The organism is Cryobacterium serini (assembly GCF_004404025.1).
Classification (GTDB): Bacteria; Actinomycetota; Actinomycetes; order Actinomycetales; family Microbacteriaceae; genus Cryobacterium; species Cryobacterium serini.
This window is the reverse complement of sequence record NZ_SOHN01000016.1, coordinates 22,911-43,218: the sequence shown is the minus strand read 5'-3', so window position 1 is coordinate 43,218 and position 20,308 is coordinate 22,911. Positions and strand designations below refer to the sequence as shown.

Annotated in this window: 19 protein-coding genes and 3 tRNA genes; 7 read left to right on the top strand and 15 right to left on the bottom strand. The window is 63.7% G+C overall.

The annotated features are described in order from the left end of the window. Window positions 1–97: 97 nt before the first annotated feature. The 4 genes from E3T51_RS12195 to E3T51_RS12180 form a co-directional block, all read right to left on the bottom strand. Window positions 98–463, bottom strand: coding sequence for a HipA domain-containing protein (locus E3T51_RS12195; RefSeq protein ID WP_255453240.1), 366 nt, complete (start codon window positions 461–463; stop codon window positions 98–100). 121 nt (window positions 464–584) lie between these two features. Beyond that, window positions 585–1,553 carry a hypothetical protein gene (locus E3T51_RS16905; RefSeq protein ID WP_194088336.1) on the bottom strand — a complete coding sequence of 323 codons (969 nt, stop codon included), beginning with the start codon at window positions 1,551–1,553 and terminating at the stop codon, window positions 585–587. Between the two features lie 597 nt (window positions 1,554–2,150). Continuing rightward, window positions 2,151–2,224, bottom strand: a tRNA-Met gene (locus E3T51_RS12185). A 31-nt stretch (window positions 2,225–2,255) separates the two neighbouring features. Next, a tRNA-Thr gene (locus E3T51_RS12180) sits at window positions 2,256–2,327 on the bottom strand. A gap of 126 nt (window positions 2,328–2,453) precedes the next feature. Here E3T51_RS12180 and E3T51_RS12175 point away from each other — a divergent pair. Then, window positions 2,454–4,154 (top strand): glycoside hydrolase family 13 protein, encoded by a 1,701-nt coding sequence (locus E3T51_RS12175; protein ID WP_104190729.1) that lies wholly within the window; start codon window positions 2,454–2,456, stop codon window positions 4,152–4,154. Beyond that, window positions 4,151–4,975, top strand: coding sequence for a GTP pyrophosphokinase (locus E3T51_RS12170; protein WP_166806457.1), 825 nt, complete (start codon window positions 4,151–4,153; stop codon window positions 4,973–4,975). Before E3T51_RS12175 ends, E3T51_RS12170 begins: the two co-directional genes overlap by 4 nt. Before the next feature lie 160 nt (window positions 4,976–5,135). Here E3T51_RS12170 and E3T51_RS17400 read toward each other — a convergent pair whose 3' ends face one another. The 3 genes from E3T51_RS17400 to E3T51_RS12155 all read right to left on the bottom strand — a co-directional run bounded on the left by E3T51_RS17400 (window position 5,136) and on the right by E3T51_RS12155 (window position 7,495). Continuing rightward, window positions 5,136–6,326, bottom strand: coding sequence for a M23 family metallopeptidase (locus tag E3T51_RS17400; RefSeq protein ID WP_134530071.1), 1,191 nt, complete (start codon window positions 6,324–6,326; stop codon window positions 5,136–5,138). A 181-nt stretch (window positions 6,327–6,507) separates the two neighbouring features. After that, on the bottom strand, window positions 6,508–7,344 hold the full coding sequence (locus E3T51_RS12160) for an inositol monophosphatase family protein (RefSeq protein WP_134530070.1): 837 nt from the start codon (window positions 7,342–7,344) through the stop codon (window positions 6,508–6,510). Between the two features lie 66 nt (window positions 7,345–7,410). Continuing rightward, a tRNA-Tyr gene (locus E3T51_RS12155) sits at window positions 7,411–7,495 on the bottom strand. A 293-nt stretch (window positions 7,496–7,788) separates the two neighbouring features. Here E3T51_RS12155 and E3T51_RS12150 point away from each other — a divergent pair. Further along, window positions 7,789–8,277 (top strand): YajQ family cyclic di-GMP-binding protein, encoded by a 489-nt coding sequence (locus E3T51_RS12150; RefSeq protein ID WP_092106423.1) that lies wholly within the window; start codon window positions 7,789–7,791, stop codon window positions 8,275–8,277. A gap of 7 nt (window positions 8,278–8,284) precedes the next feature. Here E3T51_RS12150 and E3T51_RS12145 read toward each other — a convergent pair whose 3' ends face one another. The 3 genes from E3T51_RS12145 to ubiE all read right to left on the bottom strand — a co-directional run bounded on the left by E3T51_RS12145 (window position 8,285) and on the right by ubiE (window position 11,523). Next, window positions 8,285–9,667 (bottom strand): FAD-dependent oxidoreductase, encoded by a 1,383-nt coding sequence (locus E3T51_RS12145; protein ID WP_134530069.1) that lies wholly within the window; start codon window positions 9,665–9,667, stop codon window positions 8,285–8,287. A 61-nt stretch (window positions 9,668–9,728) separates the two neighbouring features. Next, window positions 9,729–10,799 (bottom strand): polyprenyl synthetase family protein, encoded by a 1,071-nt coding sequence (locus tag E3T51_RS12140; protein WP_134530068.1) that lies wholly within the window; start codon window positions 10,797–10,799, stop codon window positions 9,729–9,731. Window positions 10,800–10,821: 22 nt separating this feature from the next. Then, the gene (gene ubiE / locus E3T51_RS12135; RefSeq protein WP_134530067.1) at window positions 10,822–11,523 is read right to left on the bottom strand and encodes a bifunctional demethylmenaquinone methyltransferase/2-methoxy-6-polyprenyl-1,4-benzoquinol methylase UbiE; all 702 of its coding nucleotides are present in this window, start codon (window positions 11,521–11,523) and stop codon (window positions 10,822–10,824) included. A gap of 129 nt (window positions 11,524–11,652) precedes the next feature. Between ubiE and E3T51_RS12130 the strand changes: the two genes are divergently transcribed. After that, the gene (locus E3T51_RS12130) at window positions 11,653–12,849 is read left to right on the top strand and encodes an isochorismate synthase (protein WP_134530430.1); all 1,197 of its coding nucleotides are present in this window, start codon (window positions 11,653–11,655) and stop codon (window positions 12,847–12,849) included. 10 nt (window positions 12,850–12,859) lie between these two features. On the opposite strand, the gene E3T51_RS12125 is transcribed toward E3T51_RS12130, so the two are convergent. From E3T51_RS12125 to E3T51_RS12115, 3 genes are all read right to left on the bottom strand, one after another. Then, entirely contained in the window at window positions 12,860–13,741 is an 882-nt protein-coding gene (locus E3T51_RS12125; protein WP_134530066.1) for a DUF4190 domain-containing protein, read from the bottom strand. Between the two features lie 180 nt (window positions 13,742–13,921). After that, complete coding sequence (gene menD / locus E3T51_RS12120; RefSeq protein WP_134530065.1) at window positions 13,922–15,625, bottom strand: 2-succinyl-5-enolpyruvyl-6-hydroxy-3-cyclohexene-1-carboxylic-acid synthase; 1,704 nt, start codon at window positions 15,623–15,625, stop codon at window positions 13,922–13,924. After that, window positions 15,618–16,079: a PLD nuclease N-terminal domain-containing protein gene (locus E3T51_RS12115; protein ID WP_134530064.1), complete on the bottom strand. Its 462-nt coding sequence runs from the start codon at window positions 16,077–16,079 to the stop codon at window positions 15,618–15,620. The genes menD and E3T51_RS12115 overlap by 8 nt, the downstream gene beginning before the upstream one ends. A 72-nt stretch (window positions 16,080–16,151) precedes the next feature. Between E3T51_RS12115 and E3T51_RS12110 the strand changes: the two genes are divergently transcribed. Next, on the top strand, window positions 16,152–16,451 hold the full coding sequence (locus E3T51_RS12110; RefSeq protein ID WP_134530063.1) for a DUF4229 domain-containing protein: 300 nt from the start codon (window positions 16,152–16,154) through the stop codon (window positions 16,449–16,451). On the opposite strand, the gene E3T51_RS12105 is transcribed toward E3T51_RS12110, so the two are convergent. After that, the gene (locus E3T51_RS12105) at window positions 16,425–17,417 is read right to left on the bottom strand and encodes a 1,4-dihydroxy-2-naphthoate polyprenyltransferase (RefSeq protein ID WP_134530429.1); all 993 of its coding nucleotides are present in this window, start codon (window positions 17,415–17,417) and stop codon (window positions 16,425–16,427) included. The genes E3T51_RS12110 and E3T51_RS12105 overlap by 27 nt on opposite strands. 14 nt (window positions 17,418–17,431) lie before the next feature. Beyond that, a complete protein-coding gene (locus E3T51_RS12100) occupies window positions 17,432–18,631 on the bottom strand; it encodes an AMP-binding protein (protein ID WP_420898435.1) in 1,200 nt (399 codons plus the stop codon). 277 nt (window positions 18,632–18,908) lie between these two features. On the opposite strand from E3T51_RS12100, the gene E3T51_RS12095 reads away from it, so the two are divergent. After that, entirely contained in the window at window positions 18,909–19,871 is a 963-nt protein-coding gene (locus E3T51_RS12095; protein ID WP_166806456.1) for a sigma-70 family RNA polymerase sigma factor, read from the top strand. Between the two features lie 39 nt (window positions 19,872–19,910). Then, entirely contained in the window at window positions 19,911–20,246 is a 336-nt protein-coding gene (locus E3T51_RS12090) for a DUF7882 family protein (RefSeq protein WP_134530061.1), read from the top strand. Window positions 20,247–20,308 lie beyond the last annotated feature (62 nt).

Genomic DNA, 20,308 nt, shown 5'->3' with positions numbered 1-20,308 from the left:
CCACCAGTCGGCTTGATTAAATCCTTGCTGAGCGTCGACGACGATCAAAGCGGTGCGATCATCGATCGAGGGTAGTTAGGCCACGATCCGGGTCTCCTTAGTCACAGACCCGATCCCAGAACAAGTTCTCCCGACCCTCGATGAAAAGGCGCACGTCACGGTTCGACGGGGCATCACGGTCGTTGATCCGGCGCGATGGCACTCGGCTTCCCGCGCGGGTCAGGTTCACGTCGAAGAGCGGGCGCAGTCGCCAGACGCCGTCGATGCGCAGAAAACCGTGGTTACGCCAGTGGCCGTCGACGCTACCCACGAGCACAGTGAACGCCACGCGTCCAAACATTTCTCGGAGATCCTTGGACACTGCCTCGAGCGTGACCTGGCCGATCGTGTCGGCGAAGTTTTCGTAGGTTGCAGAGCTCTGCGGCCCGAGCCCCATCGGCGTCATCGCTGACATGTAGCCGATACGTTCGTGCTTCTTCTAGCGCCAGGGGATTAGTTTCTTGCGGATCGAGCGCGCCACCCGGATGGTGACGTGGCCCGAATTTCCTCCCATCACAGTTAATGGATGAGGTGACTCTGTGTTCTTAGCAGCTGTAGAAGCCACCTACACCGTTGTCAACTCGACAACCGGTTCCATCTGATGTGCTGGTACCGACGCCACCGCCACCGCCACCCGGGCGACCGGAACTGCCGCCACCCCCGCTGTAACCACCGGAGGTACTACCGCCGCCCGACGAACCGGAGTTGGAACCAGCAGCCCGCTTAGCAGCAGCCTGGTTGGCTGCAACGCGAGCTGCCTCGGCCGCAGCGGCAACACGGGCAGCTTCAGCAGCTGCGGCTTCGGCTGCAACACGAGCTGCCTCAGCAGCAGCGGCCTCGGCCGCCACACGGGCAGCTTCGATCTCAGCAGCAATACGCGCTGCCTCGTCGGTCTGGAATACAGCAAAGTCACTCATGAGTACAGCGATGCCTGCGTTGAGGACCTTGGTCGCAGTCGTGCTCTGAGCGACCTGCGCAGTAAGAGCCGAAGCCTGGTCGCGATCAGTGCAGGTGGTTGCGAGCTTCGTCTGAGTCAGGGCCGCACGGGAAGCGCTCACGTCGCTGACGAGGTCAGCGCCGCTCGCACGAGCAGGGACAGCTTCTACACCAGCAACGGCTTCGACACCGTCGCTGGCCGTGACGGCTTCGACCGCTGCGACACTCTCGACAGCTCCGCGAGCTGCATAGTCCGTGCTGGTTCCGGCGGCTGTACCCTCAGCAGTAACGGGTAGTTCAAGCACAGTTACAGCGATCAGCGCAGCGTCAGACGCTGCGAGAGCGGTTTTCGCTTTGGCCGCAGCACTGGCGCTGGTCTTGACCACGGCGTCGCAGATACTCGCCGTCGCGGCGTTGTAGCTGCCCACACCCACGGCGCTGGCCGTTATTCCGCCACCGAACACGATAAGGCCCGCAGCAAGTACAGCGATGAGCTTGGTGTTGCGCTTCTTGGTGCTGGAGAGACCTGTCAGGATCGAGCTGCAGTTTTTGGTGGGGGTCTTGTTGGTCAGGGTCATCAGCTCCTTTCAAGGTGGTGGGTTAGGGAAACAGGCAGGTGCGTTTAGTGAGGTACGCGCGATAGACGAGGCTCGAACACGGGTGCTCCTCCATGCGTGCTTTCAGCGTTCCCGGGCAAGTACAGTGTTGCAGCAATACGATCGCTTTCGTGCGGGCTATTTACTCACCAGGCTCAAGCACCTGTTACAACGGAACGCCGTCTGACATCTGGAGCCACCTCGCCCCTCGCAAGGGAAGAGCGACACACCGATTTTGTCGTAGTTGGCCGTTGCCCATTCTCACCCAGACGGTGGCGCCTTTGCCGTGCGTGGCGTGGAAGCAAGAACCCGAGCAGTTCGGGTGTTCCCGCTGGTCGTTCCGGTGTGACAAACCACGACGTTGAGATCGCGGAGCAACTGTCCAAGGCGGACCAGTAACGCGCACCACGCCGCAAGAGCACCGGAGACCCACCGTCCGTCGGGACGCTAGGCGACGCCCAACGGCGCTTTACCCGGCACTCAAATCTAAAGCGGAGTCTAGAGCGGAGCTCAGCAGCAGCCGGGCAAAAGAAAAGGCCCTCTGACCGGTGAAACACCTGGTCAGAGAGCCTTTATGTGTAGCGGGAGCGGGAATTGAACCCGCGACACCACGATTATGAGCCGTGTGCTCTAACCAACTGAGCTACCCCGCCGCGACTTGTCGGCTGTTCGCTTCCAAGCCTGAGCCCCCTGTGGGAATCGGACCCACTACCTCTTCCTTACCAAGGAAGTGCTCTACCAATGAGCTAAGGGGGCAAAGCAACCAAAAAACAGTAGCAATGCCGCGTTTTTGGCAACCTAGAAACTTTATCACCCCGACAGGGCGCTCTAGACCACTTCCCACGCTACAGGCACACAGCGCCAATGCCGTAGCATTTTAGAATGACTGGCACCGAACTGACCCCTGGCACCGAGTGGTGGCGCACCGCCGTCATCTATCAGATCTATCCCCGATCGTTCGCTGACGCGAACGGTGATGGTATGGGCGACCTTGCCGGCATCAGCGCGCGCCTGCCGCAGCTCAAAGACCTCGGCATCGATGCCATTTGGTTGTCTCCTTTCTATACCTCGCCACAACGCGACGCAGGCTACGACGTTTCCGACTACTGCAACGTCGACCCTTTGTTCGGCACCCTCGACGACTTCGACGTGCTGCAGCGCACCGCCCACGACCTCGGAATCCGGGTCATCGTCGACATCGTGCCCAACCATTCCTCAAGCGACCACGGCTGGTTCCAGGCTGCCCTCGCCGCCAGCCCTGGCAGTGAAGAACGCGCCCGCTACACCTTTCGCGACGGCAAAGGAGACAACGGCGAGCTCCCCCCGAACAATTGGGAGTCCGTCTTCGGCGGTCTCGCCTGGACCCGCACGACCGATCCCGACGGCACCCCCGGCCAGTGGTACCTGCATCTGTTCGACAGCAGTCAGCCCGACTTCGACTGGGATAGCGAGTGGGTGCGCGAGCAGTTTCGCGCGGTGCTGCGTTTCTGGCTCGACCGCGGCGTCGACGGCTTTCGAGTGGATGTTGCGCACGGCATGATCAAGGCGCCCGGCCTCCCCGACTACACGCCGCCCGCAGAGGGTGGCAGCATGGGCGGGGCGCCGTCATCCATTCTCGAACCGGGCATCACCGCCGAGACGCCGCTGACCGCCCCCTACTGGGCGCAGGACGGCGTGCACGAGATCTACCGCGACTGGCACCAGGTGCTCGCCGCCTATCCCGGCGACCGCGTTCTCGCGGCCGAAGCCTGGGTCGATCCGCTCAGCCAGATGGCCAAGTGGGTGCGCCCAGACGAGATGCATCAGGCCTTCAACTTCGCCTACCTGGAAACCCCGTGGAACGCGACGCAGCTGAAGAGCGTCATCGACGATTCGCTCGAAGCTTTCGGCAACGTCGGTGCGCCGAGCACCTGGGTGCTCTCCAACCACGACGTTGTGCGCCACGCTTCTCGGCTGGCCCTCACCGGTGATAATCTGCAGGGTCATGGCATTGGCCCCAAGACAGTTGGCCTGCCCGACACGGTTCTGGGGCTGCGGCGCGCGCGGGCGGCATCCGCTTTGATGCTGTCGCTTCCCGGCTCGAGCTATCTGTACCAGGGTGAGGAACTCGGCCTTCCAGAAGCCGTCGACCTGCCCGACCATGCCCGCGAAGACCCCACCTGGTTTCGCACCAACGGTGAGCGTTACGGGCGAGACGGATGCCGCGTGCCGATTCCGTGGGAAGCCGCCAGCGAATCGTTCGGCTTCAGCACGGGCGCGAAGAGCTGGCTGCCGCAACCGGCAGAGTGGGCCGGGCTGGCCCGCGACCAGCAAGACGGCGTGGCCGACTCAACCCTCGAGCTGTACAAGCTCGCTCTGCGACTGCGCCGGGAGCACTCCCTCGCCTCCGGCACCGTCGAGTGGCAGGGCGGTTTCGACCCCGCGGTCGCGGCGTACCGCAACGGCGACGTGACCGTCGTCGCTAACACTGGATCGGCCTCCATCCAGCTGCCCGCCGGTGACGTTCTGTTGGCGAGCGAAGAACTCGTCGGCCGCACCCTGCCGGGAGACGCGACGGCCTGGTTGCTCACCGTCCAGCCATGACCGCGTTCGAGGCTGCACCCGTCGGCAGCGCAGCCGACGAGGGCAGCGTCGTCGCCCCCGACTCCGGTACCGTCGCGCCCAGTGCCGCTGAGAGCATCGCCGCCATGCGGGAGTTGAAGCTCGAACTGACTCGGTTCATGATGTCGTACAAGTTCGCGACCGACGAGATACTGACCAAGATCAACATCTTGAAGGAGGAATTCAGCGCGATTCATGATTACAGCCCGATCGAGCACGTCAGCTCCCGGCTCAAGTCACCGGAGGGCATTCTCAAGAAGGCCATCCGCAAGGGGCATCCGCTCGAGCTGATCGGGATTCGCGACAACATCCAGGACATCGCCGGAATTCGCATCACCTGCAGTTTCATCTCCGACACCTATCGCGTTCGCGACATGCTCGCCGGACAGCGCGACGTGACGGTGCTCCAGGTCAAGGACTACATCCGAGAACCCAAGGCCAACGGGTATCAGAGCCTGCACCTCATCGTGGCGATCCCGGTATTCATGTCCGACCGTGTGCAGCCAGTCACGGTTGAGATTCAGATCCGCACGATCGCGATGGACTTTTGGGCGAGCCTGGAACACAAGATCTACTACAAGTACAACGGCGCCGTGCCAGACACCCTGGTAGAAGACTTGCGGCAGGCAGCGGACGCCGCCAACCGGCTCGATGTGAAGATGGAACTACTGCACGACCAGGTTGTGGCTCTGGAGCCCGTCACCGACGACGCCGATCTGTTCAGCTTCGACGGCCTGCCGCCGTTTCCGCTACCGAAGGGCCTGCTCGAGTCCTTCATGCGCGGGCGAAGCGAACCGAGCTAGACCGGCGGCGGCGCCCGGAGCTGGCCGCCCGACCCACATAACTCCTGCAATTTGCGGGCGTTCCAAAACACTCCCGCGACTTCCCGCGTCTTCAATGTTCGGGCGCAGGCATTTGCAGGAGTTGTGCGCCTGCCAACGATCGGGACTGACCCGAGCTGCGCTAGTTGGTATTGGCGTAGAGCCAGGCGAGCGGGTCGACCTTGGTCCCGGCGATTCCGCCTTGACGAATCTCGAAGTGCAGGTGCGGGCCGGTCGACATCCCGGTGCTGCCGGTCTTACCGATGACCTGGCCGACCTTGACCACGTCACCTTCCTTGAAGAGCATCGATCCGTGGATCATGTGCGCGTACACGCTGGTGACGAGCTCACCATTGATCATGTGGTCGATCATCATGTGCACGCCGAGGCTGGCTTCGCCGTCTTCGGCGTAGCTGACCACGCCGTCGGAAATGGCTTGGATCGGTGCGCCGACGCCCGGGTTGAAGTCCTGGCCGCCGTGGTTCACCGAACAGCCGGCGCAATTGCGGTAGCCGATCTGGTCGCCGATATGCACACCAACGGCGAACGGCCACTGAATGGTGCCGTTCGGGTTATTAGTGAAGGTATCCTCCATGCGGATACCGCTGGCCTCTGCGACCTCGGCGATGGTGCTCGACTTGTAGCCGTCACGCACGACGGTGACGGTGTCCCCGCCTGCCAGATCCATGCTCTGCATATTCTCAGTTGTCGGAACACGCTGCGATTCAAGAACGGATGCCTGCACGTCTTGTGACGACAATAACGCCTCGGCGGGAATGGATGTAGCAACGGCCATCAGAGCCACGAACGACATAGCGAGAATCGAAGCACCTTTGGCCGCACGCTGGCGCATGGTGCTGCCGAGCGGTCGCGGGCGCGTGGTACGTCGGTGCGGCAGCGCCCCGGCGGGAACGAAATCGCGCGCGGGGGCGAACGCTTCACCCGGCTTCTGCTCGATGCGCTGACGACGTGGTCGCGCACCAGCGGCGTGAATCACCGTCGGGATCGACTGGGTTACGCCGGGAGCCAGCAACTTTTCGTAGTCGGTAGGCTCGGCGTCGGCGACCGGCAGGGCCGCGACAACGCGGTCAGTCACGGTGACTACAACGGGTTCAAGGTCCGGCACGGCCAGATCGGTTTCAACGATTAGCTCGGCGACAGGGCTGAGCCGCACGAGGTCATCGGCGGCCTCGTTGAGCGGTGCTGTATCCGCTAATTCCAACCGAGAGAAAGCAATCCGCTCGCGCTCGCGAAGCTCCCTACGAGTAAGCGCTGCCGGCTCAGCCGGGGAAAATACGGTGCTGTCACTCTCACCGGGCACGGAGGTGTCCATGGGTGGGATGTGACGTGACAAAATGCAGCTTTCGGCGTAGCGGACGGGATCTCGTACTCGTTCTGGATAACGCCAAATGACGCAGGATCAATATAACGAATCGGTTAAGGGTAACGCGTAACCCTGAGAATACCAGAGGGAAGCGACCAATCACACCCAAAAGGGGGTAATGGGCATGGCATCAGCGGAGTCCCGCGTCAGACGGGAAGCGCTCGAAGAGCCCGGTGAGTACCGGCTCGAACTGATCGTAAAGGGCCGGAGCGGCGGCGATGAGCAAGTCGCGGCCCTCGGCATCCGCTTGTAGAGCGCCGACCCGCGCACCAGCTTCCCGGGCGATCAGGGCGCCGGCTGCGTGGTCCCAGGGGTTGAGGCCGCGTTCGAAATAGAGGTCGAGGCGCCCGCAGGCGACCGCGCAGAGGTCGAGTGCGGCCGAACCGATACGACGGATGTCCCGCACCTGGCCGATGAGACCACCCACGACATTAGCCTGCCACACCCGCCGGGCCGCCTCGTAGCTGAAGCCCGTGCCGGCCAGGGCGAGCGAGAGTGGAACGTCGTGATTCACGTGCAAGCGCTGGTCGCCCAGCCAGGCGCCCGAGCCCTCCGACGCGGTGAACACCTCGCCGAGGGTGGGGTTGACGACCGCGCCGGCGAGGGAGTTCCAGCTGGCCGGGTCGGGGTCACCCTGCACGACGGCGATACTAACGGCGTAGAACGGGATGCCGTAGAGGTAGTTGACGGTGCCGTCGATGGGGTCGACCACCCAGGTGAGCCCGCTGCTACCCCCGGACGCGTCGGATTCTTCGCCATAAAACCCGTCGTTCGGCCGGGCGTCTGCGAGCAGGCCGCGAATGAGTAACTCGACCTCGCGGTCGGCCGCGGTGACGATGTCTTCGGGTGACGACTTCGAGGCGGCAATCTCGACCCCTTCCGTGCGACGCCGGTGGGCGAGCGCCCCGGCGGTGAGGGCGACGGTGCGCGCAAGGTCGAGCAGCTCGGTCGGGGCGGGATGTGTCATACCCTCACGTTACTGGCAGCCCGTTAAACCTAGACAGGCAGGCCCGGAGGCCTGCCTGTCTAACGCTGGTGGCGAGTGCGAGGTTCGAACTCACGAAGGCTACGCCGTCTGATTTACAGTCAGATCCCTTTGGCCGCTTGGGTAACTCGCCAGGCGCTCCCGACCAGGTGTAATCACTTGACCGGAGACGCGGGTTAACAATACAAGACGAAGCGCCTCACCGAGAAATCAGCGGATGCAGATCTTCGTCATGAGGCACATCCGCTACCCGGCGGGCGGCCCTCCCGTGCCGGTCGACGCGTCGACGCCGAGGCCGGAGATCCCTTCAATGCCGGCGTTATCCGCGGCCTAGCGATTATTGATGCCCGAGACCGCAAGGAGTGTCCGGGTGAGGTGTCCAATCGCGTACTTTTTGCACTATCGCTGGTCGGATACCATTGGGGAATGGCAGATTCAACGTTCGACATCGTCAGCAAGGTCGACCCGATGGAGGTCGACAACGCCCTCAACCAGGCGCACAAGGAAGTCGCTCAGCGCTACGACTTCAAGAACGTGGGAGCCTCGATCGCAATGAGCGGCGAAAAGGTGCTCATGAAAGCCAACACTGAGGAACGCGTCAAGGCGATCCTCGAAGTGTTCGAAGCCAAGCTGATCAAGCGTGGCATCTCACTGCGCAGCCTCGACGCGGGCGAACCGTTCGCCTCCGGCAAGGAGTACCGCATCGAGACGAGCATGAAGGCCGGCATCGACCAGGAGAACGCGAAGAAGATCAGCAAGATCATTCGCGACGAGGGCCCAAAGGGCGTCAAAAGCCAGATTCAGGGTGACGAACTGCGGGTCAGCTCCAAGAGCCGCGATGATCTGCAGGCCGTGATGGCGCTTCTCAAGGGCAAGGACCTCGACGTAGCCCTGCAGTTCACCAACTTCCGCTAGCCCCCGGCTACTCGGCGCGGGAGACCGCCACCATTTCGTCGCGGTCGACGACCTTGATGCGGATGCGGCCGGCGGCCTCGCCTAGCGCGAGTTCGTGCTGGTCGAGGTTGTGCCAACCGTCGAGACCGGTGTACTTCACGCCGCGCGCATCGAGCAAGTGCACGATGCTCTCCTCCGCCGGCGACTCGGGGCGCCACCAGTTACCGAGGTCGTTGATCAGGTGGCGAATCGTTTCCATCGCGTCACTCTTGGTGTGGCCAATCAGGCCAACCGGCCCGCGCTTGATCCAGCCGGTCGCGTAGACGCCGTACATTTGCTGGTTGAACAGCCCGCCGGTACCGGCCGACGGGTCACGGCGCAGCACCTGGCCCTCACGGTTCGGAATGATGCCGCGCTTCTTGTCAAACGGCACGTCCGGCAACTCCGACCCGAAGTATCCGACCGCCCGGTAAACGGCCTGCACCGGAATCTCACGAATTTCGCCGGTGCCGACGACGCCGCCGGCGCCATCCGTTGTAGTGCGTTCCCAGCGGAACGCACCGACCCGGCCGGTCCCGTCGTCAACCAACTCGACCGGCTTGGCGAAGAAGTGCATGTGCAGACGGCGGCTGGCGGTGCCGGTCTCGCGGGCGCGCCACTGGTTCAGCGTCTTATCGATCACGAAGACCTGCTTATTGCTCGTGACAGCGGCCTGAGCGGCCTCGTCGTACTCAAAGTCCTCGTCGTAGACGATCATGTCCACATCATTCAGCTCGCCCACCTCACGCAGTTCCAGCGGCGTGAATTTAACGGATGTCGGCCCGCGCCGCCCAAATACGTGCACGTCGGTCACCGGTGACCCATTCAATCCGTCATACACGTTGCTGGGAATCTCCGTCGGCAACAGGTCATCGGCGTGCTTGATGAGCATGCGCGAAACGTCGAGGGCCACATTGCCGTTGCCGATAACGGCGATCTCGCGCGCGTCGAGCGGCCAGGTGCGCGGCACGTCTGGATGGCCGTCGAACCAGCTCACGAAGTCGGCGGCGCCGTATGAACCCTTCAGGGACGCGCCCGGAATATTGAGGTCGGCATCCTGAACGGCGCCGGTCGCGAAGATGACCGCGTTGTAGTGCTTCTTGAGGTCGTCGAGGGTGACGTCCACACCGAAACGCACGTTGCCGAACACGCGAATATCACCGCTGTCGAGCACGCCCCGCAGCGCAGTGACAATGCCCTTGATGCGGGGGTGGTCGGGGGCGACGCCGTAGCGCACGAGGCCATACGGCGCCGGCAGGTGGTCGAACAGGTCGATCGAGACCTCAAAATTGCGCTCGGCCTTCAGCAGAATATCGGCGGCATAGATGCCCGCCGGTCCTGCGCCGACGATGGCCAGTCTCAATTTGGTCACGGAAGATTCCTTACTGCGCGGGCAGGCCGAGCCAAAGCCCAGGTGCGCCTTCAAATGGGGTCTAGCTGGAGCGCTCGACGATGGACTCGGCGAATCGGGTGAGGGCTTTCTTGACCGAACCGTTCGGAAGCGGTTTCAGGGCGGCGACGGCGTCGCGCGCCCAGCCGTGCGCCTCGGCCAGGGTCTCGGCCGTGACGGCATGCTCGCGCAGCGCGGTGATCGCCGCGTCCGCGTCAGCACCCTGTTCAGCACCGGCCGTCATCACGTCACGTTCCAGCCGCCCCAGCAGATCAGCGGATGGCCCATCGCTTGCGGCACGTTCCCGCAATCGAAGCAGCGGAAGCGTGACCACGCCGGCGCGCAAGTCCGTTCCGGGCACTTTGCCCGTCTCCTGCGGCTGCGGTGACAGATCGAGCACATCGTCGATCAGCTGAAAGGCGACGCCGATCTTCTCACCGAAGTCCACGACCGGCTGCTCGTACTCGGCCGGGGCGTTGGAGAACACCACACCACCCTGGGCGGCCGCAGCGATGAGCGAACCGGTCTTTCCCGCGAGCACCTGAATATAGTGCGCGACCGGGTCTTCACCGGCGCGCGGGCCCACCGTCTCCTGAAACTGACCGAGCACGAGGCGCTCGAACGTGGTCGCCTGCAGTTTAATGGCGCGTTCGCCGAGCCGGGCCATCAGCTGGCTGGCACGAGCGAACAGTAGGTCACCCGTGAGAATGGCGATGGAGTTGCCCCACACGGTTTGCGCGCTCGGCACGCCACGGCGCTTGTCCGCGTCGTCCATGACGTCGTCGTGATAAAGCGAGGCCAAGTGGGTCAGTTCGATGGCTGTGGCCGCGGTGACAACATCGGGCACGACGCCCCCGCCCAGGTGCGCCGTAAGCAGCGCGAGCATGGGACGCACTCGTTTTCCACCGGCGTTGAGCAGGTAGCGGCTGGTGACCGTGGCGATTTCGTTGGCGTAGACGAGCTCATCGATGAGCGCCGCTTCGACCTTTTCGATGCCGGCGTCGATGTTGGCCGCCAAGCCGCGGTCGGCGGAAGTCGAGAAAATACGTTCGCCGAGGCCCACCTGGCTGGTCACCGACGCGGTGCGTCGAATCACGGGGACTCTGGATTTCACGTAAATCAGCCTATCGAGTTGGTCAGGGCTTGGTTCCGCGGTGAAGAGCCACGATGCCGAGTGTGAGGTTGCGGTAGGCCACGGCAGAATATCCGGCCGAGCGCAGCCATCCACTGAGCACCCGTTGGGTCGGCCAGGCCGCGATGGACTCGCCGAGGTAGTCATAGGCTTCAGCGTTGGAAGACGCGAGGCGTACGACGCGCGGCATGACGTGGTTGAGATAGGCAAAGTAGCTCTGGCGAACCAGCGTCAGCGGCGGGGTCGAGAACTCGCAGATGACGACGCGCCCGCCGGGCTTGGTCACGCGGTAAAACTCGGCCAAGGCCTTCTTCGGCTCGACGACGTTGCGCAGTCCGAACGAGATGGTGACGGCATCGAACTCGTTGTCTTTGAAAGGCAGCGCGGTAGCGTCGGCCTGGACGAACTCGATGTGCTCATTGTTGGCGTGGCGAGCCCGACCGACTTCGATCATGCCGGCCGAGAAGTCGGCGGCGACAACGTGGGCTCCGCTGTGGGCCAGAGCGGCGCTCGAGGTGCCGGTGCCGGCCGCGATGTCGAGAATGCGTTCGCCCGGTTGCGGGTTGACTGCCGTGGTGGTGGCGATGCGCCAGAGCGACGCGTTGCCGACCGACAGCAACGCGTTCGTGCGGTCATAGTGCGCGGCGACCTCGTCGAACATGGCAGCCACCTGCGCGGGCCGTTTGTTCAGGTCTGCTCTATTCACCCCATCATTCTAGGATGAATAGGCCTACCGAAACTGCACGGTTGCCGGGCCCAGATTCGCGTGGGCGCAGTGGCGCGGGCGTAGGCTACAGAAGTGAATGTGCAGGCCTTGACGGTCGAAACCTCCCCGATGGCCGATATCCACCAACTGATCCTGCTGCTCGATGGCCGCACGCCACTGCTCTGGATGCGTCGCAACCAAGGCCTGGCTGGCATCGGCTGCGCGCTGCGGCTCGAGTTTTCCGGACCGACCCGCATGACGGATGCCGCGGCCGCCTGGAAACAGGTCGTCGCCTTGGCCACCGTGACAGACCCGCTCGCCCGCACGGGTACCGGGCTCCTCGCCTTCGGCGCCTTTACCTTCGATGAGACGTCGGCCCAGACCAGCGTGCTCATCGTTCCCGAGATCATCGTCGGCCGCGAAGACGGCCAATGCTGGGTGACGCGCATCTGGGAGACCGGCCAGAACGCCCCCGAGAACCCGCTGACGCTGCGTCCGCTCGGCGACGAGTACCGCATCGCCCTCCTGCCCGGAGCCCTGCCGCCGGATGCCTTCCGCAACGCAGTCAGCTCCGGCATCGACAGTATTCGAGCTCAGCTCATCAACAAGGTCGTGCTCGCTCGCGATTTGGTTGGGCGGGTGCCGGCGGAGTCCGACCTGCGCCGCGCCATCACCACGCTCGCGCTTGGCTACCCGGACTGCTGGACCTACGCCGTCGACGGCCTCATTGGGTCGAGTCCGGAAACTCTTATTCGCGCCGACCACGGTTCGGTCAACGCCCGTGTGCTGGCCGGCACGATCTCTCGCGGAGCGGATGCCGAGGACGATCGCGAGGCGGCCCTCACCCTGGCCACGTCATCGAAAGACGGCGACGAACACGAATTTGCCGTGCAGAGCGTGCTCAAGTCACTACGCCCGCACACCTCGGTGCTCGCGACGAGCGAAATTCCGTTCACGGTGAAACTCCCAAACCTCTGGCACCTCGCGACCGATCTGGAAGGTACCCTGAGCGACGGGTCGACGTCTCTTGACCTGATCGCAGCGCTGCACCCGACTGCTGCGGTCGCCGGAACACCGACCGACGCGGCTCTAGCCCTGATTCGCGAACTCGAACCGTTCGACCGTGGCCGCTACGCCGGGCCGGTCGGCTGGGTGGGCGCCGACGGCGACGGCGAGTGGGCGATTGCGCTGCGCTGCGCGCAGGTAGCGCCCGCCGGAGGCATCACCGCGTACGCCGGCTGCGGCATCGTGCTGGACTCCGACCCCGACCGCGAGCTCGCCGAGACCAAAATGAAGTTCCGCCCCATCGTAGAAGCCTTCGGCTAAGTCTTTGGGGCTACTTCCATCGCCAGGAGTCGATGGCGGCGGAGATGATTTCTTCCCCGTTGTCTTCGGGAATGACGAAGGAGATAACGAAGAACTTCACCGGCTCCCCGGCTGACTGGTAGGTATCCGGTGCAAAGACGGTGAGGAACGCCTTGGTGCGGGTGTTCTCGGCGTTACTGATCATGCGGGTGAGGTTGGCGTCGACGCCGCCGAGGGTTACGGCCTCTTTCAGGCTCGTGACCTCGCCGGCCTCGGGAAAGTAGCTCTGGTTCAGGAAGTCGACCATATCGTCGAGGCTGCCGCCGGGAACCCATTCGTCTGTGCTGGCCACCGCCACCGGTTCCACCAGTACGCTGCCGAGGATGCTGCCCACGCCCGTCTTGTGAATGACACCGTCGGCATCACGTTCACCCCACAGTTCCAGGGTAGTGATGCACCCATCCGTCTTCTCAGCGGATTGGTTGTTGAGGTAATCGCCCGGCCCATTGAAGGAAAAGCAGGGCGTAATGACGGGCTGGGCATTGGTGAATACAGCCGTGCCGATTCCCGAATTGACCAGCGCGGCGACGATCACAATGGTCACGAGCACATTGGCCAGCACGGCCAGGGATGATGCGACCAGCCCCGCGAGCCCGAACGATCTGCCGTCCGGCCTGCGCATCGCGAGGATTCCGAGGATGATCCCTGAAACTCCCAGCAATAGTCCCAGAATCGGAATCCAGCCGATGACGAAGGCGCTGATGCCCACGACGAGGGCCGCGAGAACGATGCCGCTGCGACGAGTCGACGGGTTCGACGGGAGGGCTTGTCCGGGCGCCTGTCCGGGTGCGTGCTCGGGTGCGTGCTCGGGGAGGCCGCCGGTCTGCGAGTTGTCCTGGGGCGAATCGGTCATCTGAGCCTCCCGGCATCCGTGTGTCTTAAACGGTATCAAGCCGCCCGCCTGAGCATCCGCTCCCCACAAATCTGTGGAGAACTCGCATCCATCACTTCTTGCGAAACCGGGTGAACGGTTGTTTCACGAGTGCTGAGGCAACCGGTTTAGCCGCGCTTGCGGGCAAGGCACGGCGCCCGGCTAACGGACCAGGGGAACCTCGAGGATCGTGGGCCGGGTCGGCGCACCGGTGAGCGCCCGCTCCAAATCACTTCGGGTCGCAGCGACCTCGTAATTCCATCCGTAGGCAGCAGCGAGCGCCTTCAGGTCGACCCTGCGCGGGGTGAACAAGACCCGCTCCATCGCGGCGGCCGAAGCCGTGGCTGCGACCTCCAGGCCGTCGAAGATGCTGCCGCCACCGTCAACGCCGACGATGACCTGCAGCCGCGGCTCCGGCTCGCCCGGTGCGAGCAGCAACGAACCGACATCGTGCAGAAATGTAAGGTCGCCCATCAAAACCCGGGTCACGCCGACCGAACGCGGCTCCGGCTCGGACTGACTGGCCAGCGCCACCCCGATCGCCGTGGAAATGGTGCCGTCGATACCGGCCAGTCCACGGTTGGACAGCACGGTGATCTTCTTGCCAGGGACCCGCTTATCGGCCTCACGGATCAGCCGGGACGCGCCGAGTACGAGCCGGTCATGCGGCCACGATGCACGCCAGACCGCGTCGACGAGCAACGTCCGCGTTAGCGGCGCTCGCAGAACTGCCAATTCAGCACGCGTTATGCCGCGTTTATCGATCGGTGCTCGGCCTTCATCAGCCGCGGTCTCTGCGAGAGCCCTGCTGGTCATGACCCAACGGCCCAGCCATTCCCGAGCCGTTGGCGTGCGGGCAGCCAGCAGACACTCTGCATCCGCGCCGATCGATCGGGTGAACGCGCGGGCAGCATGGGCCGGGTTGTACCATTCCAGTCCGGTCGCTGCGACAATGATGGTCTCGACACCGTCACGGGCAATGAGGGCCGGAATCTCCCGACTGAGGGTGGGATGACCAAACACGACCACCCGTTCCACCTCGCCGCCGAGATCTACGGCAGCGAGCAGTTCGCGGTAGTGCACGATCAAATTCGGGCCAAACCGAGCGCCGCTCGACACTTCGGCCATCAACGGCCAGCCGCCGGCGCGGGCCAGCTCTTCAGCCTCAGGTCCGGCACCATCACCGGCCACGACGACCGTACGCGGTCCCGGAGCAAGGAGCATGGCCGGACCGTCACTTGACGTAGACGGGGCTGAGCGCATGGATCGTGCCGCCACGGAAGGGCGCACCGGCCGCGCAGCCGACAGCGGCTCGCGAAAGGCCAGGTTGAGTTGTGCCGGGCCGGGAGCCGCGGTGAAAACGCCGGTCGCAGCATCCATTGCCTGCCGTGCCAGCAGGGCGGCAATGCCTTCTTCATCGGGCTCACCAACCGGCGCCGGAACGTCGAGGCAGAGCCGGGTGGCAACGCCAAACAGTCCCGACTGTACGGTGGTTTGGTTCGAGCGGATGCCGCGCAGCTCGGCGGGGCGGTCGGCCGTTAGCAGGATCATGGGCACCCCGGCATGGTGCGCTTCGAGCACGGCCGGGTGCAGGTTAGCGACGGCAGTGCCCGACGTCACCACGACGAGCGCTGGTAGACCGGTTTCGAGGGCGAGGCCCACGCTGAAAAAGCCGGCACTGCGTTCATCTGTACGCACGTGTAAGCGGATGCTTCCGGCCTGTTCCAGCTCCGCCGCCGCCAAGGCGAGCGCTTGCGAGCGTGCTCCCGGACAGAGCACCAGATCACGAACGCCCCGCCGGATGAATTCGTTCAGGAGCGCGATGCTGAAATCGGTCGCCGGGCTGCTATTTACTCGTTCAGGCATCCCGACGGCCAGGCTGCTCGCCTTCACCCGGTTCGTTCTTCTTTTTCTTCTTCGTCGTCTCCCCGGGAGCTGGGTCGTTCTTGTCGAGGTCCGCGAGATCTTGTTCCATACGACGAATGCGTTCCTGCTGATCTTTTTCGTTGAAGGGACGGTTCTGGCCGATGTCGGAGTTCGCGTTGCCAACGTTCACGCCGCCGCCGTTCAGCCCTCGCAGGAAGTCAAGATCGTCATCGGGCGCAACCGCACGAAAGGACCGAGTGGTGGGACTGGAGCGCCCATGGCCGACGAGCAGCCACAGCAACGGGCCGATTAGCGGCACGAGAACGATAACGAAAATCCAGACCCAGCGCGGCAATCCGCGAATGCGTTTGCGGTCGAACACGGCACAGTCCACAAGGGTGTAGACGGTGAGGATGACGAGGGCCAGTCCTAGTCCGATCAAGAGCTTGGGCATACCTCGATTGTAAGGCGCTTGCCCGTGAGAGACATGTGCGCCTACCCAGCCGCGGCATTCTAAGCTGGATCTATGAAATTCGTGCCCTCTTGGCTGTACTACTCCGTGTTGCGCGTCTTAATGTTTGTCATACCGCTGGCAATTCTGCTGTCCCTGGGGTTGTGGCCGTGGGCGTCCGCGGTGATCGCCGCGTTGGTCGGCCTGTGCCTGTCCTATCTTCTGCTGGGCAAGTCCCGCGAGGGTGTTGCCCGGGAGCTTTATCAGGCGCGGCACCCCGACAAGCAGACGATCAACCCGGATTCCGAGATCGAGGACTCACTGATGAATGCCCAGGAGCACACGAAATCAGAACGCGAAAGCAAGTCCCAGTAGCAGGCCGTAGGCCAGCGCCGCGAGGCTCGTCAGCTTGAGGGCGAGGATGAGTTCTTTCGCCGACGTGGCGGTGATCGTAATGAGGCAGGCCGGCAGGGCCAGCAGCAGCACGAAGAACGTGAAGATTCCGAGTGGATAGACCAGGCTGAAAAGACCCGCGATCACGAACGGCAGCAATAAGAAGATGCAGAAGACGACCCGGGAGGCCGTGCTTCCGACTCGCACCGCGAGGGTGCGCTTACCGGCGGCCTTGTCTGGCACGATGTCACGCAGGTTGTTGACCATGAGCACGGCACAGGCGATCAACCCCATCGCGATACCACCGAGAACGCTCTCGGTGGTGAAGTCGCCGACCTGCACATAGGTCGTGCCGGCGGTGGCTACGAGACCAAAGAACACGAACACGAACACTTCACCGAGGCCCAGGTAGCCGTAGGGCTTCTTACCGCCGGTATAGAACCATGCTGCAGCGAGGGCCACAACGCCAACGATCATCAGCCACCAATGCTGGGTCAGAATGACCAGCGTGATGCCAGCCACGGCAGCGAGACTAAAGAAGGTCAGGGCCACGCGCAGCACGGTGCGCGGGTTGGCGACGCCACCGCCGGTGAGCCGAGCTGGTCCGACCCTGAAGGCGTCAGTGCCTCGAATACCGTCGGAATAGTCATTGGCATAGTTGACGCCGATCTGCAAAAACAGCGCCACGGCAAGTGCGAGCGATGCGCGCACCGGATGGTAAACGCCGGGTCCACTCGCCACGATCGCAGCGCCGGTACCGAGCAGTACCGGAGCAATGGCGAGCGGCAGAGTGCGCAGTCGTGCGCCCGACACCCAGTCGGAGGCCGTGGCTGGCTTGACCCTGGCCGGTCCCTTGCGGGGCGGTCCGGACTTATACGCCGGGTGGCCGGACTTGCCGCTGCGGCCAACCGCACCACCCGCCGTGCCACTGGCATCAGCGCCCGCCAGCTTCGCCTTAGGATTCAATCGTTGTTGTTTGGGCCTGACCGGCCGAGCTCCTTGTGCCACGCCCCCATATTAGTGGCCAGCGCAGCACTGCCCAGCGCGGTACCGGCCAGCGCGCGCCGGTCGGGCTTTCCCGAGGCCAGCAGCGGAATCGCCTCCACCCGCACGACGCGTGCAGGTCGGGCCGCACGTCCCAGCACCGCCACAACGGCTGCGGCCACCGCGGAAAAGTCCGCAGTGCCGCCCCCGACCACCACGACCGGCACCTGCCCCCACTCGTCGTCATCAGCACCGATCACGACAGCCTGCTCGAAACCGGGGCAGGATCGCACGATGCCTTCGACGGCGTCGAGCGAGACCTTTTCGCCGCCGGAAATGATCACGTTGTCGGCACGGCCCAGCACCGTGACCCGGCCATCGACCGGGTCCACCTCACCGAGATCCCCGGTGCGATACCAGCGCACGCCGTGCTCCAGGATGAAGCGCTCGGCGGTGAGTGCGGCATCGCCGAGGTACCCTTCCGCAAGCACGGCGCCAGAAAGCTCCAGCTGCCCGTCAACCACCCGCACGAGGGTGTCACCAATCGGAACACCGTTGTAAATACAGCCGCCAGCGGTCTCCGACGACCCGTAGGTGCGCACGACTCGCACGTCGAGTTCAGCCGCCCGAGCAATGAGATCGGGCCTGATCGCCTGCCCGCCCACCAAAATCGCGGTGAAGCGACGCAGCACGGATAGCAGGGCCGGGTCATCCGCCGCGTCGAGCAGACGGGCCAGCTGCACCGGCACCAGCGCGGTGTAGCGCAGCGACTCGGTCATGGTCTCGGCCAGCCGAAGAAAGTCCTGGGGATCGAAGTGGCCAGATGGCAGCATCAGCGGTGTGGTTTCGGCGGCGATCGACCGCACGAGTACCTGCACCCCGGCGATGTAGTGCAGGGGCAGAGCGAGCAGCCATTGTCCGGCCCCGCCGAGGGCGACGGTGGAGGCCGCAGCGCCGGCCAGCAGGGCGTTGGTGGCGAGCATGACCCGTTTCGGCGTGCCCGTCGACCCGGAGGTTTCGATCACGACCGCGACCCGTTTCGGCACGTCTTTGAGCATCCCATCACGGTGTATCGGCACCGGTAACAGAGCCGGTCCACTGCCCGCGAGCGCATCCCGCAACGCGGCGAGAACGGCGGGCGGATGCTCAGGCGTGAGAGTCCGCAGTGGCCTCACCACGGTCCTGTTGCGTCAGTACAGCCTCCTGCGGAGGGGTCGCACACCTGTTCACTCATGGTGTCAGCCTACGCGGCGCCAGCATCGACTTTTTGAATTTTCCAACCCGTAAGATTAGGGGTTGAGAAGACGAAAAAACCTCAGGTAATGTGAATCGAGCAAGAAGTCAACCCCTTGTCGTCCACCCCGTTCGAGGGGTGGACTTATGACTTGGAAAGTACGGGGAGGTCGTCATGAACATCACACACGGCATGAAACGCAAATGCGAGGGCTCACAACCATGACCACCACCGTTCAGGCGCCTCGCCGAACAGTCTCGCCGGGCACATACACCGCCGCATCAACGGATGCCTTTGGCGACTACCTGCGGCGCATCGGAAAGGGGACTCTGCTCAACGCCGAGCAGGAAGTTGACCTGGCACGCCGCATCGAGGTCGGGCTATTTGCTGAGGCCAGGTTGCTGCAGGGCGACAGTGCCGGCACTCGCGACTCGGTCTACGAGCGCGAACTGGCCTGGCTTACGCATGACGGACGCCGCGCCAAGAACCAGTTTATTGAGGCCAACCTGCGTCTGGTCGTTAGCATTGCCAAGCATTACTCCGGCCGCGGAGTGCCCATCATGGACCTCGTGCAGGACGGCAACATGGGGCTCGTTCGTGCCGTTGAGAAGTACGACTTCATGACCGGATACAAATTCTCCACCTACGCCACTTGGTGGATCCGCCAGGCAATCCACCGCGGCATGGCCGACAAGTCCCGCATGATCCGGATCCCGGTGCACACCGCCGAAAAGCTTAACAAGATCAAACGTATCCGGCGCGACCTGACCAGCGTTCTCGACCGTGACCCCACGGCACGTGAAATTGGCGAAGCCGCCCAGCTTCCCGTGCGCGACGTGTTGCGCTTACTGCAATACGACAACGAACCGATCTCCCTGCACACGCCGGTCGGTGACGGCGCAGGCGATATGGCCGAACTGATAATTGATGATGACCTCCCCCAGCCTGACGAACACGCCACGCTGACGCTGCGAGCGGCAGACATCCGCTACTTCCTCGACACGCTGCCGCCTCGGGAACGTTCTATTTTGCGAGCCAGGTTTGGCCTCGACGGTAACGAACCGCGCACCCTGGACCAGATCGCCCACATTGAGGGCGTTACCCGAGAGCGCGTGCGCCAAATCGAGAAGCGTGCCCTCGCCCTGCTGCACGTGCCACGGTTGGAACATTATTTGAGGGACTAAACGCCGACAGCATCGAGTGCACGCCAGCAGGAGCGCGACATGGGAAAACTGACCTACGACTCGTCCCTTACCGCGGACTTCGACGATCGCGTGCTCGCCCATATTCAGGTTGTGATCGGCGCCAAACTGCGGCGCGGGGAATCGTTCTACTTCACTTGGCGGGACGACCCGCAGGCTGGCGATGGACGCAACACGATCTGGCTCCACCCCGGCATCCCCATCGCCTACAAGTATTTCGGCAGCCGTTCCCCCACGCTCAACCGCGAGTGGATCGAAGCGCTCATGGCGACGGCAAATTCTTCCAGCGGACTGCAGATCATTCCGGAAACCAGCTCCCTGGCCGCACAGTCGGGCACTTTGAAGGACGAGCCTTAAACCATCGGCATCGTCTACCACGCCGAACCGCATACGAGAAGCGGCCGTTTCCGTCTCTGGCC

Excerpts from the sequence above, each read along its gene's own strand:
- E3T51_RS16905 (WP_194088336.1), bottom strand. The coding sequence starts at position 1,553 with ATGACCCTGACCAACAAGACCCCCACCAAAAACTGCAGCTCGATCCTG.
- E3T51_RS12175 (WP_104190729.1), top strand. The coding sequence starts at position 2,454 with ATGACTGGCACCGAACTGACCCCTGGCACCGAGTGGTGGCGCACCGCC.
- E3T51_RS12170 (WP_166806457.1), top strand. The coding sequence starts at position 4,151 with ATGACCGCGTTCGAGGCTGCACCCGTCGGCAGCGCAGCCGACGAGGGC.
- E3T51_RS17400 (WP_134530071.1), bottom strand. The coding sequence starts at position 6,326 with ATGGACACCTCCGTGCCCGGTGAGAGTGACAGCACCGTATTTTCCCCG.
- E3T51_RS12160 (WP_134530070.1), bottom strand. The coding sequence starts at position 7,344 with ATGACACATCCCGCCCCGACCGAGCTGCTCGACCTTGCGCGCACCGTC.
- E3T51_RS12150 (WP_092106423.1), top strand. The coding sequence starts at position 7,789 with ATGGCAGATTCAACGTTCGACATCGTCAGCAAGGTCGACCCGATGGAG.
- E3T51_RS12130 (WP_134530430.1), top strand. The coding sequence starts at position 11,653 with ATGGCCGATATCCACCAACTGATCCTGCTGCTCGATGGCCGCACGCCA.
- E3T51_RS12125 (WP_134530066.1), bottom strand. The coding sequence starts at position 13,741 with ATGACCGATTCGCCCCAGGACAACTCGCAGACCGGCGGCCTCCCCGAG.
- menD (WP_134530065.1), bottom strand. The coding sequence starts at position 15,625 with ATGCCTGAACGAGTAAATAGCAGCCCGGCGACCGATTTCAGCATCGCG.
- E3T51_RS12115 (WP_134530064.1), bottom strand. The coding sequence starts at position 16,079 with ATGCCCAAGCTCTTGATCGGACTAGGACTGGCCCTCGTCATCCTCACC.
- E3T51_RS12110 (WP_134530063.1), top strand. The coding sequence starts at position 16,152 with ATGAAATTCGTGCCCTCTTGGCTGTACTACTCCGTGTTGCGCGTCTTA.
- E3T51_RS12095 (WP_166806456.1), top strand. The coding sequence starts at position 18,909 with ATGACCACCACCGTTCAGGCGCCTCGCCGAACAGTCTCGCCGGGCACA.
- E3T51_RS12090 (WP_134530061.1), top strand. The coding sequence starts at position 19,911 with ATGGGAAAACTGACCTACGACTCGTCCCTTACCGCGGACTTCGACGAT.